The 17,337-nt window shown below is 59.6% G+C and carries 16 protein-coding genes; 8 read left to right on the top strand and 8 right to left on the bottom strand.

The window, feature by feature from the left end:
* The first annotated feature begins 2 nt into the window (after positions 1-2).
* Positions 3-338 carry an NfeD family protein gene (locus BD293_RS17175; protein ID WP_142083891.1) on the top strand — a complete coding sequence of 112 codons (336 nt, stop codon included), beginning with the start codon at positions 3-5 and terminating at the stop codon, positions 336-338.
* A 53-nt stretch (positions 339-391) separates the two neighbouring features.
* On the opposite strand, the gene BD293_RS17170 is transcribed toward BD293_RS17175, so the two are convergent.
* A complete protein-coding gene (locus BD293_RS17170) occupies positions 392-1,408 on the bottom strand; it encodes a ribose-phosphate pyrophosphokinase (RefSeq protein WP_142083889.1) in 1,017 nt (338 codons plus the stop codon).
* An 89-nt stretch (positions 1,409-1,497) separates the two neighbouring features.
* Between BD293_RS17170 and BD293_RS17165 the strand changes: the two genes are divergently transcribed.
* On the top strand, positions 1,498-2,094 hold the full coding sequence (locus tag BD293_RS17165; RefSeq protein ID WP_142083887.1) for a 2-hydroxychromene-2-carboxylate isomerase: 597 nt from the start codon (positions 1,498-1,500) through the stop codon (positions 2,092-2,094).
* 107 nt (positions 2,095-2,201) lie between these two features.
* On the opposite strand, the gene BD293_RS17160 is transcribed toward BD293_RS17165, so the two are convergent.
* Positions 2,202-2,528, bottom strand: a complete 327-nt coding sequence (locus BD293_RS17160) for a DUF6280 family protein (protein ID WP_142083885.1) — start codon at positions 2,526-2,528, stop codon at positions 2,202-2,204.
* 208 nt (positions 2,529-2,736) lie between these two features.
* Between BD293_RS17160 and efp the strand changes: the two genes are divergently transcribed.
* Both efp and BD293_RS17150 read left to right on the top strand, forming a co-directional pair.
* Positions 2,737-3,300, top strand: coding sequence for an elongation factor P (gene efp, locus BD293_RS17155; protein ID WP_142083883.1), 564 nt, complete (start codon positions 2,737-2,739; stop codon positions 3,298-3,300).
* Positions 3,301-3,374: 74 nt separating this feature from the next.
* The gene (locus BD293_RS17150; protein WP_170207175.1) at positions 3,375-4,586 is read left to right on the top strand and encodes an META domain-containing protein; all 1,212 of its coding nucleotides are present in this window, start codon (positions 3,375-3,377) and stop codon (positions 4,584-4,586) included.
* Positions 4,587-4,593: 7 nt separating this feature from the next.
* Here the strand turns inward: BD293_RS17150 and BD293_RS17145 are convergent, their stop codons facing one another.
* Entirely contained in the window at positions 4,594-5,064 is a 471-nt protein-coding gene (locus BD293_RS17145) for an Lrp/AsnC family transcriptional regulator (RefSeq protein WP_142083878.1), read from the bottom strand.
* Positions 5,065-5,179: 115 nt separating this feature from the next.
* Here BD293_RS17145 and putA point away from each other — a divergent pair, with 115 nt between their 5' ends.
* Positions 5,180-8,644 carry a bifunctional proline dehydrogenase/L-glutamate gamma-semialdehyde dehydrogenase PutA gene (gene putA, locus BD293_RS17140; protein ID WP_142083876.1) on the top strand — a complete coding sequence of 1,155 codons (3,465 nt, stop codon included), beginning with the start codon at positions 5,180-5,182 and terminating at the stop codon, positions 8,642-8,644.
* 32 nt (positions 8,645-8,676) lie between these two features.
* Here putA and ispG read toward each other — a convergent pair whose 3' ends face one another.
* The 4 genes from ispG to BD293_RS17120 form a co-directional block, all read right to left on the bottom strand.
* Complete coding sequence (gene ispG / locus BD293_RS17135) at positions 8,677-9,801, bottom strand: flavodoxin-dependent (E)-4-hydroxy-3-methylbut-2-enyl-diphosphate synthase (RefSeq protein ID WP_142083873.1); 1,125 nt, start codon at positions 9,799-9,801, stop codon at positions 8,677-8,679.
* A 193-nt stretch (positions 9,802-9,994) separates the two neighbouring features.
* Positions 9,995-11,215: a helix-turn-helix domain-containing protein gene (locus BD293_RS17130; protein WP_142083870.1), complete on the bottom strand. Its 1,221-nt coding sequence runs from the start codon at positions 11,213-11,215 to the stop codon at positions 9,995-9,997.
* Positions 11,216-11,341: 126 nt separating this feature from the next.
* Positions 11,342-12,565: a 5-aminolevulinate synthase gene (gene hemA, locus BD293_RS17125; protein WP_142083867.1), complete on the bottom strand. Its 1,224-nt coding sequence runs from the start codon at positions 12,563-12,565 to the stop codon at positions 11,342-11,344.
* Between the two features lie 192 nt (positions 12,566-12,757).
* The gene (locus tag BD293_RS17120) at positions 12,758-13,159 is read right to left on the bottom strand and encodes a hypothetical protein (RefSeq protein ID WP_142083864.1); all 402 of its coding nucleotides are present in this window, start codon (positions 13,157-13,159) and stop codon (positions 12,758-12,760) included.
* A 121-nt stretch (positions 13,160-13,280) separates the two neighbouring features.
* Between BD293_RS17120 and BD293_RS17115 the strand changes: the two genes are divergently transcribed.
* From BD293_RS17115 to cobS, 3 genes are all read left to right on the top strand, one after another.
* Complete coding sequence (locus tag BD293_RS17115; RefSeq protein ID WP_142083862.1) at positions 13,281-14,666, top strand: dipeptidase; 1,386 nt, start codon at positions 13,281-13,283, stop codon at positions 14,664-14,666.
* A gap of 5 nt (positions 14,667-14,671) precedes the next feature.
* A complete protein-coding gene (locus tag BD293_RS17110) occupies positions 14,672-15,853 on the top strand; it encodes a cytochrome P450 (protein ID WP_142083860.1) in 1,182 nt (393 codons plus the stop codon).
* Positions 15,854-15,949: 96 nt separating this feature from the next.
* The gene (gene cobS / locus BD293_RS17105; protein ID WP_142083858.1) at positions 15,950-16,921 is read left to right on the top strand and encodes a cobaltochelatase subunit CobS; all 972 of its coding nucleotides are present in this window, start codon (positions 15,950-15,952) and stop codon (positions 16,919-16,921) included.
* 43 nt (positions 16,922-16,964) lie between these two features.
* On the opposite strand, the gene BD293_RS17100 is transcribed toward cobS, so the two are convergent.
* Positions 16,965-17,297, bottom strand: a complete 333-nt coding sequence (locus tag BD293_RS17100; RefSeq protein WP_281286694.1) for an exopolysaccharide biosynthesis protein — start codon at positions 17,295-17,297, stop codon at positions 16,965-16,967.
* Positions 17,298-17,337: the final 40 nt, after the last annotated feature.

Genomic DNA, 17,337 nt, shown 5'->3' with positions numbered 1-17,337 from the left:
CGATGGACCTGTTTGCCCTGCCAGACTGGATCATCTGGGGCCTGATTGCAGCTGTGCTGCTGGCAGTTGAAATGATGACCGCCGTCTATGTCGCGCTGGGGTTCGCCATTGGCGCGGCGGCGGTAGCGCTGGTCACGTATTTCGTGTCGGGGCTGCATATCTTTGTGCAAGGGCTGATCTGGGCTTCGGTCGGACTTGGGGTGTGGCTGGGCTTGTCGCGCTGGAACAAAAGCAGGCACGCCACCCGCCGCGACATCAATGACTTCGACTCGCTCGATTCATTGCCGCCCTCGGACCGCGCCCGCCGCGACACGCCAAAGTCGAAAGACCACGAGTAACGCGGCGGCACCGGGCACAAGGCTTCAAAACCCGCACCGTGCCGCCAGTACCCTTATTCGGTATACAACCCCTCATAGATCGGGATCAGTGTTTCGGTATCGAACAGGGACGAGACAGATGTCCCTTTCCACGTGTTCAGTATCCCTTGGGCAAACATCGGCGCAGTCGGCACGATGCGGATATTCGGCGCGGCCAGCACTGCCTCTGTCGGGGCGATTGAATCGGTGATCACCAGCGACTTCATCACCGAATTTGTAATCCGCTCGACCGCCGGACCAGACAGCACACCGTGGGTGATGTAGCTGTGCACTTCGGTGGCACCCGCCTCAATCAGCACTTCAGCGGCCTTGCACAGCGTGCCCGCCGTATCGCAAATGTCATCCACGATGATACAGCTTTTGCCCTTCACATCACCGATGACAGTCATTTCAGCAATTTCACCCGGCTTTTCGCGCCGCTTGTCCACAATCGCCAGCGCGCAACCGATCCGCTTGGCCAGTTCACGCGCGCGGGCCACGCCGCCAACATCGGGCGACACGACAGTGACATCCTGCAACCGCTCGCGGAAATGGTGCTTAACATCCAGCGCAAACACCGGCGCGGCGTAAAGGTTGTCCACCGGAATGTCGAAAAACCCCTGAATCTGGGCGGCGTGCAGGTCCAGCGTCAGGATACGTTCGATCCCGGCCTGCGCGATCATATTGGCCACCAGCTTGGCAGAAATCGGCGTGCGTGCCTTGGTCCGTCGATCCTGACGCGCATATCCGAAATAGGGGATTACAGCAGTAATTCGTGCCGCCGACGAGCGTTTCAGCGCATCCGCGATAATCAGCAACTCCATCAGGTGGTCATTGGCTGGCTTCGAAGTTGACTGGATAATGAACATATCCTCGCCGCGCACATTCTCATAGACTTCGACAAAGACCTCGCCGTCATTGAACCGCTCTACCCGCGCATCGACAAGTGAAACGGACATGCCCCGGTGCAGAGACATCCTGCGCGCGATGGCTTTTGCTAGGGGGACATTCGCATTTCCGGAAATCAGCTTGGGTTCCGAGCGGTCGATCATCGGGCCATCCTTTGGGAATCGTAAAAGTTGACACCGCTTATCACCCCGTTACGGTCTTGCAAACTGCCACACGGCGCAAAGGACAGACAATGACACATATTGATTACTATCTCAGCCCGGTTTCCCCTTGGACGCATATGGCAGGCACACGCCCCGCACAAATCGCGCAGGCGGCAGGGGCCACGCTGCGCTATAAACCACTTGACCCGGTCGCATTGTTCCAGCGCACAGGCGGGCAGGTTCTGGCGGACCGGCATGACAGCCGCAAGGCCTATCGCCTGCAAGAACTGGACCGCTGGTCAAAGCGCCTCGATATGCCGATCAAGCTGCGCCCCGCCTTCTGGCCCGCAAACCCTGCGCCTGCCTCTTACGCCATTATCGCAGCACAGGAAGAAGGGGGCGGCGATATGGCCGCACTTGTGACCGGGCTCACGCGCGCCTGCTGGGAAGAAGATCGCAATATCGCCGAAGATGATGTCATCCGCGATTGTCTGACGGCTGCGGGGTTCAACCCCGGTCTGGCGTTTAGCGGTATGCTTCAAGGGGCCGAAATCTATCCGCGCAATCTGGAAGATGCCGTCGCCGCTGGCGTGTTCGGCGTGCCCTTTTTCGTGATGGGCGAGGCGCTGTTCTGGGGGCAGGACCGGTTGGATTTTCTGGCAGAAGCAGCAGGTGTTTCACTGTAACTGCGCCCCGCTTCGACGGTGCGCCATACGAGCGCAGACAGCCGCATAATGACAAGCCCCCGCACGTTTGGTGCGGGGGCTTGTCATTCGATCGGGTTGTCTAAGCCTTAGGCTGCTTCGGCTTCTGCCGCTGCTGCCGCGTGGCGACGTTCGCTTTCTTCGCGCGACAGCGCGACAGACGTGCGCACGCCTTTGCCAACGAATTCCATCAGGCCAGCGACCACACGTTCATTCGGGTCAATTCCGGCACAGCTTAGCACTTCCCGCCCATCACGAGAGCGCGCCCACCGGGCAATCTGCTCTGGGCCATTGCCGTATTTCTTGTCATCAGCAATCGCATCATCCAGCGCGGCCAGTACCACCGCCGCAAACAGTTTGCGAGCGCGTGCGCCTTGCTCATGTGTAAAGGCTGTTCCATCCGCCGCATCAAACATTCCAAGTTCCTTTATTCTTGCTCTTGCATTCACCGCTCAGGGCTGCATATCCTTTTGCACCTTGATTCGCTACACCGAATTCGCATAGCACCTATGCGCCTAACGCATGGCTCTCAATAAACGCAAGAATAACGCTTCCTTGCGCGCCTCTTGCCCCTGCGATATAGGAAAGATCGAAAAAACATCAAGGTTTTGACAAGGTCTCAGCATGCCCAAGATTAATGGTAACGAAATCCGCCCCGGCAACGTCTTGGAACATGACGGGGGGCTATGGGCCGCTGTTAAAGTGGGCCATGTCAAACCCGGCAAGGGTGGCGCATTTGCACAGGTCGAAATGAAGAACCTGCGCGATGGCCGCAAGCTGAACGAACGTTTCCGCTCTGACGACAAGGTGGAAAAGGTCCGGCTGGAGCAAAAAGACCAGCAATTTCTGTATGAAACCGATGGTCGGCTTGTCGTGATGGACATGGAAACCTTTGAGCAGGTTGAGTTGGACGCCGAGATTTTGGGCGAACGCCGCCCGTTCTTGCAAGACGGCATGACAGTAACGGTCGAATATTACGGCGAAGAAGCGCTGAACGTCGCCTTGCCCCAGAAAGTGATCTGCAAGATCGTCGAGACAGAGCCAGTGGTCAAAGGCCAGACTGCGGCCAACAGCTTCAAACCTGCGGTACTCGACAATGGGGTGCGCGTTCTGGTTCCACCCTTTGTCGGGCAGGATGAAGACATCGTCGTCAACACCGAGACGTTTGAATACTCCGAACGCGCCTGACCTCACGTAATTGTTGTTACTGCAAGGCGGCGTCATGGCATATCCCCAGTCTCAACCGACCGATGGAGACCTTGATGCGCCTTGCCTGTGCTGTCTTGTCCATGATCTTCCTCGCCCTGCCCGCGTTGTCACGCGAGGGGGTGGTTGATCTAAGCTGGACAGCAACACTCGAGGATGGCGCAGAAGCCCTGCTGCTTGTCCGCGACGAAGACGGAGAGGCGATTATTGCCCTGCGCACACCTGTTGAAGGGGGCAGCACCACCCTTCAGATAGACTTGCCACCCCTTCCACGCACCGCCAAGACGCTGCAATCGGGCCTGATATCCGACGGGGCGGTGATCTTGCAAAGTGCGGTTAAGCAGATTGCGGATCGCACCGCATCCGACCTGTCGCTTGCCTTGCATGAAATCCTTGCGATCGGGTTCAGCGATTATTGGGAATGCGGTGACGGGCAGGTCGCACAGGTCAGACAACTGGCCGATGGTTTGCATTTGCAGCACCCTGCGGCAACAGGCGTACTGGTCGCACAGAACGACAGCGCACAGACATTCACAGCCGAAGACGGCACCGAATTGCGGTTTTCAGGCAATCAGGCTGAACTGACCCTGCCGGGACAAGAGCCGGAACTCTGCCGCCCCGCGCTGTTCCGTCCGGTCCTGCCACTGGATGCTGTCGCCGCAAGCAACGACTGGCGGATCGAGCTGGGACTGGACACGGCCCTGATTGACCTGCCGGGGCTGGAAGATGAAACCCTGTCCAGTGCGGGCCTGAGCATTTCAGCGCCGCGCAACGGGATGATCGACATTCGCGCCACATCACCGTCGCTGCGCCTGACCGAGGGGCGGTGCACCCTCACGGATAACGGGCTGATCTATCCGATAGCGGCTGAACTGACCCAGTACGCGACGGAAACTGTATCGCAGGGCTGCGCGGGCTCTCCGATGGATTTGCTGTCGGGGCGCGCTTGGCATGTGCTCAGCCTGCACGGCATCAAGCTGGTCGAGAATGCGCAAGCGGCCAGCGATCTGACCCTTCAGATCGGCAATGGCCAGATTTCCGGTCGCGGCACCTGCAACCGTTATGTTGGCCGCGCGGAAATCGAAAACGGGCAGCTTGCTTTTCGGGAACTGGGCACCACCCGACTGGCCTGCCCTGCAAATCTGCGCAACATGGAATTGCGGTTTCTGGACGCGCTTGAAGCGGCCAGCGGGTTCGATATCAGCCGCAGCGGTATGCTGATCTTGCGCGCAGGCCATATGCCGGTTCTGACAGCGATCCGCCGCTGACGCGGTGCTAGAATGACGGATGCTCGCCGGTTTCCTTGACCGCTTCCATCACCACATGGGTCGAGGTAGAGGTGATATGCGGCAAGGCAGAGATATGTTCGGCCAGAACCCTGCGATATGATGCGATATCCCGGCTGCGCACTTTCAGCAGATAATCGAACGCGCCTGCGATCAGGTGACATTCCTCGATTTCCGGCACTTTGCGCGCCGCCTCGTTAAAGGCGCGCAGCGCCATTTCGCGGGTGTCTGACAGCTTGATTTCAACAAAGGCGATATGCGCCGCGTCAATCTGCTGCGGGTCAATCATGGCCCGGTAGCCGGTGATGACCTGATGTTCCTCCAGCCGCCGCAAGCGCGCTTGGGTGGGGGATTTGGTCAGCCCGATATGGCCCGCAAGCTCGGTCACACTCATGCGGCCATGCACCGCCAAATGCCTGAGAATGGCATGATCGAAGCTGTCCAGCTTTATTTGGTTCATTTGCCTGTAATATCCGCTTTATGAAGACTTATGTCCTGACATAAGCAACAATTAAGTCTGAAAGCAACAGAAATCTATGCGATCATCGGGGTATCGTCCTGTGAAAGTTTTTGACATGTTGCATGAAGCAAAATCCACGCTGCCCGCCGGTATCACACACCACCTGTTGCGCGATGAGGCGCAGGAAATTGCACATGCGACACGCATCGCCGCTCTGGATGACACTGCGCGCGAAAGCATCACCCAAGCGGCGACCAAACTGGTTCAAGACATCCGTTCCAGCGATTCTCCGGGGTTGATGGAGGTGTTTCTGGCCGAATATGGCCTGTCCACTGAAGAAGGCATAGCGCTGATGTGTCTGGCAGAGGCATTGTTGCGCGTGCCCGATGCCGCGACGATAGACGATTTGATCGAAGACAAGATCGCGCCCTCGGACTGGGGGCGGCATTTGGGCAAGTCGTCGTCCAGTCTGGTCAATGCCTCGACTTGGGCGCTGATGCTGACAGGTCGCGTGCTGGACGAGCGCAGCAAGTCTGCGGCACAAGTTCTGCGCGGCGCTGTCAAGCGGATGGGCGAGCCGGTCATTCGCACCGCTGTCGGGCGCGCGATGAAGGAAATGGGCCGTCAATTCGTTCTGGGCGAGACAATCGACAAGGCCATGACACGCGCCAAGCAATTGGAAAGCCGGGGCTACTCTTATTCCTATGACATGCTGGGCGAAGCGGCGCGCACGATGGCCGATGCCAAGCGCTATCAGACCGCCTATGCCGCCGCGATCCGTGCCATCGGCGCGCGCGCCAGTGGCAATGACATCCGCACCAATCCGGGCATTTCGGTCAAGCTGTCGGCGCTGCATCCGCGTTACGAGTTGGCGCAATCCGACCGTGTCATGGCCGAACTGGTGCCGCGTGTGCGCGAATTGGCGCGGGTAGCCGCTGCCTTGGGGCTGGGCTTCAACATTGACGCAGAGGAGGCCGACCGCCTTGCCCTGTCACTCGACGTGATTGGTGCCGTCCTGGCCGACCCCGCACTGGAAGGGTGGGATGGCTTCGGCGTCGTGGTACAAGCGTATGGCCCGCGCGCGGGCGACACAATCGACTGGCTGCACGCACAGGCCGAACGGCTGGACCGCAAGCTGATGGTGCGACTGGTCAAAGGCGCTTATTGGGACACGGAAATCAAGCGCGCGCAGGTTTTTGGGCTAGAGGGGTTTCCCGTCCTGACCCAGAAACAGGCCACCGATGTCAATTACATCGCCTGTGCGCGGAAGTTGCTGGGGATGCACGCGCGGATTTATCCGCAATTCGCCACCCACAACGCCCACACAGTCGCCGCCGTTATGCATATGGCCGATGAGATGGGCGTCAGCGCACTGGATTACGAGTTTCAGCGCCTGCATGGCATGGGCGAAAAGCTGCATGATTTGGTGCTGACCCAGCAAGGCACGCGCTGCCGTATTTATGCGCCAGTGGGCGCGCACAAGGATTTGCTGGCCTATCTGGTGCGGCGCTTGCTGGAGAACGGGGCAAATTCATCTTTCGTCAACCAGATCGTGGATGAAGATGTGTCGCCCTCTGTGGTTGCGGCCTGCCCGTTTGCAGAGCTTGAGAAACTGCCCGTCGGGGTGAACCCGAAAATTGCCACCGGGCCAGAATTGTTCGGCGCCGCGCGGCGCAATGCGCGCGGATGGGATGTGACCGACCAGCGCGACCTTGACGCGATTGAAGCGGCGCGCGCGCCCTTCCGCACCACGTGCTTCGAGGCCAGCCCCCTGATCGCGGTCACGGTAACAGGCGCTACCCCTTACAAAGCGCACAACCCGGCTGACCCCGCCGATCTGGTCGGCACAGTAACCGTTTGCGCCGCTGAAGATGTCGAAGCGGCCCTTGCCGCCGCGAAGCCGTGGACTGCCGATGTTGCCTTGCGTGCGCAGGTTCTGAACCGTGCCGCAGACCTATATGAGCAGCATTTCGGCCAGTTCTTCGCCATTCTGGCGCGTGAAGCGGGCAAAAGCCAACTCGACGCCGTGGGCGAGTTGCGCGAGGCGGTGGATTTCCTGCGCTATTACGCGCTTCAGGCCCAAGGGCTGACCGCGCCCGCGCGCGGTGTCTTTGCCTGCATAAGCCCTTGGAATTTCCCTTTGGCCATTTTCACGGGCCAGATTGCCGGGGCTTTGGCCGCGGGCAACGGGGTGCTTGCCAAACCTGCGGAGCAAACGCCCCTTGTCGCATATCTGGCGGCACAGCTTTTGCATGAAGCTGGTGTGCCGCGCGATGTGTTGCAACTGCTGCCCGGCGATGGCGCAACCGTGGGCGCGGCTCTGACATCAGATGCGCAGGTAAACGGTGTCGCCTTTACCGGATCGACCGAAACGGCACTTGTGATCCGCCGCGCGATGGCAAACCACCTTGCCCCCGGCGCGCCGCTGATCGCGGAAACGGGCGGGTTGAATGCCATGATCGTCGACAGTACAGCCCTGCCGGAACAAGCGGTACGCGATGTGCTTGCTTCCAGCTTTCAATCGGCAGGCCAGCGCTGTTCAGCGCTGCGGTGCCTCTATGTGCAGGAAGATATCGCAGAAGAGTTTCGCGCCATGCTGTTCGGCGCAATGGATGAATTGCGCCTTGGCGATCCGTGGGCGCTGTCTACCGATGTTGGCCCTGTCATCGACCCTGATGCACGCGAGCAGATTTCGGCCTATGTCGAAACAGCGCGCACGCAAGGGCGCGTGCTGCATGAACTGGCGGCACCTGACGCTGGGTTCTTTGTCCCGCCCGTCGTCGTGTCCGTCTCTGGCATCAAGGCGCTGGAGCGCGAGGTCTTTGGCCCTGTGCTGCATCTGGCGACCTTCAAGGCGGCTGATCTGGACCATGTGATCGCGGATGTGAATGCCACCGGCTATGGCCTGACCTTTGGCCTGCATACCCGCATCGACAGCCGTGTGCAGCATGTGGTCGAGCGGATTACAGCGGGCAACACCTATGTCAACCGCAACCAAATCGGCGCGATTGTCGGCAGCCAGCCATTTGGGGGCGAAGGGCTGTCCGGCACAGGGCCAAAGGCAGGCGGGCCGCATTACCTGACACGATTCACCCAACAAAGGGCGCAGCGCGCGACAGACCGCGCCGGCGTTGCTGCTACGCCAGATGTGCGCAAGGCGCTTGCCACGGCACACCGCCCGTCCCTGCCGCCAGTGCAGGAATTGCCCGGCCCAACGGGAGAGTCGAACCGCCTGCGCTTTGCCGCACGCGCGCCGATCCTGTGTCTGGGGCCGGGGAAAGACACCGCGAAGGCGCAGGCGAAAGCGGTGCAGGCGCTTGGCGGTGTGGCGGTCACGCTCGACGGTATCCCCGACGGGTTGGACAGGATAAGCGGGTTTTCAGGGGTGCTGTTCTGGGGGCATGAAGATCAGGCGCGCGCGATAGAGAAAGCGCTGGCGCAACGCAAAGGGCCAATCCTGCCGCTGATCGCAGATATGCCAGATGCGGGGCATGTGTTTCTGGAACGCCATCTGTGCATTGATACCACGGCATCGGGCGGAAATGCGCAACTGCTCGCGGAAATTGGCGGGGCAAAGTAAGCGGTGCGCCGGGCCTGTCCCGGCACATCGCCTTATTCGGCGGCCTGATCCGGCACAGCGTCAATCTCGGCGGCGCGCTTTTCCACCTGTTCGACAATATGCTCGACCATCTGCTCGTTGCTGAGTTTGTGGCTTTGCTTGCCCGCCAGATAGACCATGCCCGACCCAGCACCACCGCCAGTGAAGCCGACATCTGTCATCAGCGCCTCGCCCGGCCCGTTGACCACACAGCCAATGATCGACAGGCTCATCGGGGTCTTGATATGGGCCAGCCGCTCTTCCAGCATTGTGACGGTCTTGATCACATCAAAACCCTGACGCGCGCAGGACGGGCAGGAAATGATATTCACCCCCCGATGGCGCAGCCCGAGTGATTTCAGGATTTCATAGCCGATTTTCACTTCCTCGACCGGATCGGCGGACAGCGACACGCGGATCGTGTCGCCAATCCCCATCCACAGCAGGTTGCCCAAGCCGATGGCGGATTTCACAGTCCCCGAAGTCATGCCCCCTGCTTCGGTAATGCCCAAATGGATAGGGGCGTCGGTCGCCTCGGCCAGACCCATATAGGCGGCAGAGGCAAGGAACACGTCAGACGCTTTCACGCTGATCTTGAACTCGTGGAAATCATTGTCTTGCAGGATGCGGATATGGTCCAACCCGCTCTCGATCATCGCATCAGGGCAGGGTTCGCCGTATTTCTCCAGCAGGTGCCGCTCCAGCGACCCGGCGTTCACCCCAATACGAATGGAACACCCATGATCGCGCGCGGCCTTGATCACCTCGCGCACGCGGGTCGCATCGCCAATATTGCCGGGATTGATGCGCAGACAGGCAGCGCCCGCCTCGGCGGATTCGATGGCGCGTTTGTAGTGAAAGTGAATATCGGCCACGATGGGCACAGGGCTTTCGCGGCAAATCTCGCGCAGGGCGCGGCTGGCATCGGTATCGGGCACCGAAACACGCACGATATCCGCGCCCGCCTCGACACAGTCCAGAATTTGCTTGATCGTTGCGGACGCATCGCCCGAGTCGGTGTTGGTCATGGTTTGCACCGTGATCGGCGCATCCCCCCCGACAGGCACTGACCCGACCATGATCTGGCGTGACTTGCGCCGCGCAATATTACGCCAAGGGCGGATGTGATTATGATCCATCAGCGAATGATCCCTTATGTCTGTTGTGTGGAATGTAGGCCAATCCAGACACTGCGGCAATGGGCGGCGGGCCTGCGCGTCAAATCCCTTGCCTGAATACACGGGGCCCATAAGAAACGCGCCATGCTGATTTCAGTCATGACGCGCGCTATGTGCAGGGGTGTTGTGTGTGTGGAAAAACTGGCCAGCGCCCTTAATTCTCGACCTCGGCAACATTCACGAATTCGCGCAGCGCCTGATCGTCGCTCAGATCGGCAAGCGTGAAGCGTTCCGTAACAGATTCTGGCGACAGGGCTATCTGGTCCACAACCTGCGCACCCGGCGCAGTTGGGCCAAAGGGCTGACCATCGACGATCATATAGACCGAGCCTGAATTGCCTGCGCGCAAGGTGGCCGGGCTTTCGGATTGGGGCACCTTGAACCGCTCGCCTGCGTCCAGAACTTTCTCGAACAAGACAGTCCCATCTGCGGCGCGCACCCTGATCCAGCTTGGCCTCACAGCCAGAACTTCAACTTCTGGCGGGCCGTCACGGGTGACACGCACATCCTCACTGGAAAGGCGCCCGCTTTCTGCTTCTGCCAAGGCCAAATCAATGGCGGACCGGAAGCCGGTATCCTCGGACTCTATGTCGATCTCGCGCGGGTTGATCGCGGCAATCGGCCCGTCCCGCGAAACCACCACCGGTGTTTCCAGCGCTTCGGGGCGATAATTGCGCACGACGCCTTGTGCATTGGCCGTGCTGACATTCTCCGGCGCGCTGATGCGCAAAGCCGGTTCTTCGGAGTTTGCCATTCTGGGCGCGGCACCTGACGAAATCGGGTCAAGGTCTGACAGCACTGTGGGCGATTGATCCGCAGGCGCAAGATTGACGCGCTGCACTTCGCGCAAGACGGTCCAGCCGCCAAAACCAAGCCCCACGATCAGCAGAATCATGACAGTGATTGATCCAAGCGCAACCGGATCAAGCCGCTGCCAGAAGGGGTCCGGCTCTGACGCCATTTTTGTTCTGGACAGCAAACCTTGTGAAAAATCACGATTTGCTGCCTGCGAACTGATCCGCGGCGTGCTTGAGGTGCTGCGCTGCAAATCGGGCGAAATTGCAAACCCCGTTTCGGCACAGAATTTTGCATAGGACCAGTCAGGGTCCATCCCAAGGTAGCGCGCATATGACCGAACATAGCCCGCAACGAAGCTCGCCGCCTCGAACGCAGACAGGTCGCCTGATTCGATGGCCGCGATATATGTCGCGCGTATGTGCAGCTCGCGCTGCACGTCCAACAAAGATTTACCCAGCGTCGCGCGTTCACCGCGCATCAAATCGCCCAGACGAACTTCAAAATCGTCGAAACCGATTGCTGCTGAATTAGACGTGTCCACGTCTTCTGATGTTGGTTTAGTTCCAAACCATTTCATTACCCGCCCCTTGACCGCCTAAGGTTTCACCTGCACTCACCATACAGCGGCGCGCAGCTTTTGAATCCGCGTCACCACTGCATCAAGCATATAGATTTTCACGGCGATTTGAAGCTTTATTGAAAGTCAGGCGGAAATTTCGGCGCGATTTAGCGCACAATGCGCCCAAAGCCCATCCATAGCGCGCACAAGGTCGTCAATCATCCCCGGATTGTGCACTGGCGAGGGGGTGAAACGCAGCCGCTCGGTCCCGCGTGGGACAGTGGGAAAGTTGATTGGCTGTACATAAATCCCATGCCGTTCAAGCAGCATATCCGAAATCGCCTTGCAATGAACCGGGTCGCCGACATGCACCGGAACGATGTGGCTGCCGTGGTCAATGATCGGCAAACCAAGCCCGCGCAGGCGCATTTTCAGAATGCGCGCATGGTCTTGCTGCTTGTCGCGCAGGTGCTGGGCGGTTTTCAGCATCTCGACAGATGCCGCTGCACCAGCCGCGACCGCAGGCGGCAGCGATGTCGTGAAGATGAACCCCGGCGCATAAGAGCGGATCGCGTCGCACATCTTGGCAGAGGCCGCGATATAGCCGCCCATCACGCCGTAAGCCTTGGCCAATGTTCCGTTGATGATGTCGATCCGGTGCATCAGCCCGTCACGCTCTGCCACGCCAGCGCCGCGCGGGCCATACATGCCCACGGCATGCACTTCGTCGATATAGGTCAGCGCGCCAAATTCATCGGCCGCATCGCAGATGTCCTTGATCGGCCCGAAATCGCCATCCATCGAATAGATGGATTCGAACGCGATCAACTTCGGCGCGGCAGGGTCATCCGCGGCCATCAGCTCGCGCAGATGCGCGACATCGTTATGCCGGAAAATCCGTTTGGCCCCGCCATTGCGACGCACACCTTCGATCATAGATGCGTGGTTCAGCGCGTCGGAATAGATGATCAGCCCCGGAAACAGCTTCGGCAGGGTCGAGAGCGTGGCATCATTGGCGATATAGGCAGAGGTGAACAGAAGCGCCGCTTCCTTGCCATGCAAATCCGCGACCGAGGCTTCCAGCCGCTTGTGATACACAGTTGTGCCGGAAATATTGCGCGTTCCGCCAGAGCCGGCGCCGGTCGCTTCCAACGCTTCGTGCATCGCGGCCAGCACGACAGGCTGTTGCCCCATGCCCAGATAATCATTGCCACACCAGACCACGATATCCTGCTTCGTTCCATCAGGGCGCGTCCATACGGCCTTGGGGAAATAGTCTTTGCGACGCTCGATATCAATGAAGGTGCGGTAGCGGCCTTCTTCGTGCAATCGGTTCAAGGCCGTGTCGAGCGCAGCAGTATAAGTCAAAACCCTCTCCCTCGCAGATCAGCTGGGTACATATTCGTTTCTATCGATCCATCGACGAATTGCAAAGCTTTTCGGCCCCACACGCAACAACTACTTTCGCCTTTCCCGACGGACCATGACATAAATCAAACTGGCCTGGCAGACAAAGCCCAAGCTCCGTGGCCCTTCGTCGCATCTTTATTGGGCAGTTTGTTAACGCGGCGTCACTTCAAGCGCGATCACGCAATCCTGTGCGGTTTGGCGCGCAGCATCGCAAGCCTCTAGCGCCGAGGCGCGCGCGGAATCGATATCTTGCATGCCCGACATGGCAATGGCCGAATCAACGGGAACACCCTCGCGCACGAATCCCTCGTCCGGTGCGATGGCCAATGCGGCATAGCCCTGCCCCTCGGGAACGAACAACGCCAGCGCGTCACGATTCTGCCCGACAAGGCGCAGGGTCATCATCTCTTCGTCCGACAGGAACGCATGTGTCATGACGCTTATTTCCACCCCATCGAGCTGATAAAGCTCTGCCGCAGCCTGTTGTGCGAACGCGTGGCCGACGGTTGCAAGCGTCAGTCCTGCTGCCAATCCGATACTCTTAAGTCGCATACATCTCACTCCCATAAGGCATTTGCCGTTCAGCACCCGCAGTACGTAAAAGCGACAGGGCTGGACAGCCCCAAGCGCTCTGATACGCTCTGCACCAAATCCCTATAACCGGAGCGATATCATGACCGCAACCATCACCCCAGTGCTGGACCAGATAGATCGGGATCTGCCGCAGGCGCTGGAGCGTCTTTCTGCCCTGCTGCGCATCCCTTCCATTTCGACAGACCCCGCGCATACAGGCGATGTGGACAAGGCCGCGGACTGGCTGGTGGCGGAACTGAACGCGTTGGGCTTTTCTGCCCGCAAGGATGCGACCAGCGGCCACCCGATGGTGGTTGCACAGGGCGGCGCAGCAGAAGGGCCGCATCTGCTGTTCTATGGTCACTATGACGTGCAACCCGTGGACCCACTGGATTTGTGGGAATCAGACCCGTTTGATCCGCAGATTCAGGACACACCTAAGGGCCGCGTGATCCGCGCGCGCGGCGCATCCGATGACAAGGGCCAGCTCATGACCTTTGTCGAGGCGTGCCGCGCATGGTTGGCCGTGCATGGCAGCCTGCCAGTGAAACTGACCTTCTGTCTGGAGGGCGAAGAGGAAAGCGGCTCGCCGTCCTTGGTGCCCTATCTCGAAGCCAATCGTGACGCGTTGCGCGCTGATCTGGCCCTGATCTGCGATACGGGCCTGTTTGACGCGCAGACCCCCGGCATCACCACAATGCTGCGCGGGCTGCTGGGCGAGGAAATCACCATCCACGGCCCTGCGCGCGACCTGCATTCAGGCAGCTTCGGTGGTGCGGCGATGAACCCCGCGCGCGTTCTAACCCGCATTCTGGCCGATCTGCATGACGATCAGGGCGGCGTAACAGTGCCGGGTTTCTACGACGATGTGCCCGAAATCCCGGACGAGCTGCGCGCGCAATGGGATGGGTTGGGCTTTGATGCCGACGATTTCCTTGGCCGTGTCGGCCTAAGCGTGCCTGCGGGCGAAAAGGGCCGCACCGCGCTGGAAATGATCTGGGCGCGCCCGACCTGCGAAATCAACGGCATGATTTCGGGCTATACAGGTGCCGGGTTCAAGACAGTGTTGCCCGCACAGGCATCGGCCAAGGTCAGCTTCCGGCTGGTCGGGCAACAAGACCCCCACAAACTGCGCAAAGCGTTCCGCGAATTTGTGCGGGCGCGTGTGCCCGCCGATTGCCGCGTTGAATTTCACGACCACGGTGCCTCGCCCGCGTCCGTGATGGAAACCTCGCATCCGGCATTCGAGGCGGCGCGCGCGGCCTTGACGGATGAGTGGCCCAAACCTGCGGCCTTTGTCGGCGCGGGCGGGTCGATCCCGATTGCGGGATATTTCAAATCCATCCTTGGCATGGATTCCATGCTGATCGGCTTTGCCAAGGATGATGACCAGATCCACTCGCCAAATGAAAAATATGATCTGGACAGCTTTCATCGCGGCATCCGGTCCTGGGCGCGGATATTGGACGCTGTGTCAAAGGCCTGAACAGCATGGCATTGGAATTGCCCGTCTTCGCACAAGACCCGCTGGATGCGGGTTTTGTGCAAGACCCTTATCCCGCCTATGACCGAATGCGCGCGCTGGGGCCGCTGATATACTGGCAGGATTACAACCTGCCTTGTGCTGTCAGCTTTGCCGCCGCGAACGCCATTCTGCGCGACCGTCGGTTCGGGCGTATGCCGCTGGACCCGCCAGAAATACCCGCGCATCTGGCCCCCTTCTATGCAGTCGAGGCGCATTCCATGCTCGAGTTGGAGCCGCCGCGCCACACGCGGTTGCGCAGCCTTGTTCTGCGCGCTTTCACTTCGCGTCGGATCGCGGCACTTGGCCCCGAGATAGAAGCGCTGTCGCATGAATTGATCAACACGTTGCCCGATGGCCCGTTTGATCTGCTGACCCAGTTCGCCCAGCCCTTGCCCGTCACGATTATCGCGCGCTTGCTGGGCGTGCCGGAAACACTGGCCCCCGACCTGCTGCGCTGGTCCAATGCGATGGTCGGCATGTATCAGGCAGGCCGCAGCCGTGCGGATGAGGACCGCGCCATTGCGGCCACCACGGAATTTGTCGATTTCATGCGCAGCTATATTGCGGCACGCCGCCAAACCCCGCGCGATGATCTGATAACCCATCTGATCGCGGTCGAGCAAGAGGGCGACCGCCTGACCACGGATGAGATGATCTCGACCTGCATTCTGCTGCTGAATGCGGGGCATGAGGCGACAGTCCACAGCATCGGCAACGCCACCAAGACCCTGTTGCAGACCGGTCATTACGGGCAGACCCCCATTTCAGATGCGCTGATAGAGGAAACTTTGCGCTTCGATCCGCCGCTGCATCTGTTCACCCGCTGGGCCTATGAAGATATCGAGGTGGTGGGTCGCACCCTTCCCAAAGGCACGCAAATTGCCTGCCTGCTGGGGGCTGCCAACCGCTGCCCGAAGCATTGGGACGCGCCCGCCAAATTCGATCCCAACCGCAGCGCAAAGGCGAATCTGGCCTTTGGCGCGGGGCTGCATTTCTGCCTTGGCGCGCCGCTCGCACGGCTGGAACTGGTGCATGCCCTGCGCGCGCTTGTGTCGCGCCTGCCCGGTTTGAAACTGGTGCAGCCCCCGATTTATGCCGATATTTACCATTTTCACGGCCTGAAATCTCTGATCGTTGCCGCCAAATAACCCCTTCCCCTTGCACCTGCGCGGGATATGTTTCACATCTGGCACCGAGAGGCCCGACAGGGCGTAAGGACATAAATTCAGGCGGGACGTGACAGCATGACGGCATCGGAAAAGCCAACCGAAGAAATTTCGGTCCGCGATGTGTTCGGGGTAGACTCGGACATGAAGGTAAAGGCATTCGCCGAAGCGACCGACCGCGTGCCGGCCCTTGACCCAACCTACAAGTTTGACCCCGACACCACCCTCGCGATTCTGGCAGGCTTTGCCTATAATCGGCGGGTGATGATTCAGGGATATCACGGCACAGGCAAATCCACCCATATCGAACAGGTGGCCGCGCGGTTGAACTGGCCTGCGGTGCGGGTGAACCTCGACAGCCATATCTCGCGGATTGACATGATCGGCAAGGATGCGATCAAGCTGCGCGACGGCGCGCAAGTGACCGAGTTTCAGGAAGGCATCCTGCCTTGGGCGCTGCGCAACCCTGTGGCAATTGTGTTTGACGAATATGATGCGGGCCGCCCGGACGTGATGTTCGTCATCCAGCGCGTGCTGGAACATGATGGCAAGCTGACCCTGCTGGACCAGAACGAAATCATCACCCCGCACCCGTCTTTCCGGCTGTTCGCAACGGCCAACACGGTGGGCCTTGGCGATACAACGGGTCTGTATCACGGCGTGCAACAGATCAATCAGGCGCAGATGGACCGCTGGTCGCTGGTGGCTACCCTGAATTACCTGAGCCATGACGCGGAAACCGCCATCGTGCTGTCCAAAAGCCCCGCCTATAACACGGCCAAAGGGCGGCAAGAGATCAGCCAGATGGTCACCGTCGCGGATATGACGCGCACAGCCTTTATGAATGGCGATCTGTCCACCGTCATGTCACCCCGGACTGTCATCAATTGGGCCGAGAATGCGCGCATTTTCCGCTCGGTCGGCTATGCGTTCCGGCTGTCTTTCCTGAACAAATGCGACGAGCTGGAACGCCAGACAGTGGCCGAATTCTACCAGCGCTGCTTTGATGAGGAATTGCCGGAATCCGCCGTCAGCATGTCGCTGGGCTAACCTGCTTTTGCAAATCCGACAGGTCTGATCCGGCATCGCTGGGTCAGGCAACCTGCACGCTTGCGAAGACCAGAATCGCAGTAAGTGCATAGCCAATCAGCATGACCAACCCGTCACGCATCAGTATCCCTGCCGCAAAAACGCCGATTGCAACCGCAGCGATTGAGATGACAAAGGGCAAAAACTCCATCAGGGGCGTGGTCACGGCGATGGCCAGACAGGTCAGCAGGGCCACATAATTCCACGGCAGTTTGGCCAACCAAGCCATGCGCGGCTTCATCATCCGGTCCAGCCAGCCCACCCAACTTCGACACTTGCGGGTTAAATTTTGCTGTTTGAGGGGATGTGGCGATAGATAATTCAATGGGTTAGCCACGTACGCCGACTGATTTTGTGTAGTACATTTTTTAGCCAAT

The sequence above is a fragment of the Roseinatronobacter monicus genome, from assembly GCF_006716865.1.
Taxonomy (GTDB): domain Bacteria; phylum Pseudomonadota; class Alphaproteobacteria; order Rhodobacterales; family Rhodobacteraceae; genus Roseinatronobacter; species Roseinatronobacter monicus.
The sequence above is the reverse complement of the archived record's forward strand: the minus strand, read 5'-3'. Positions and strand labels throughout refer to the sequence as shown.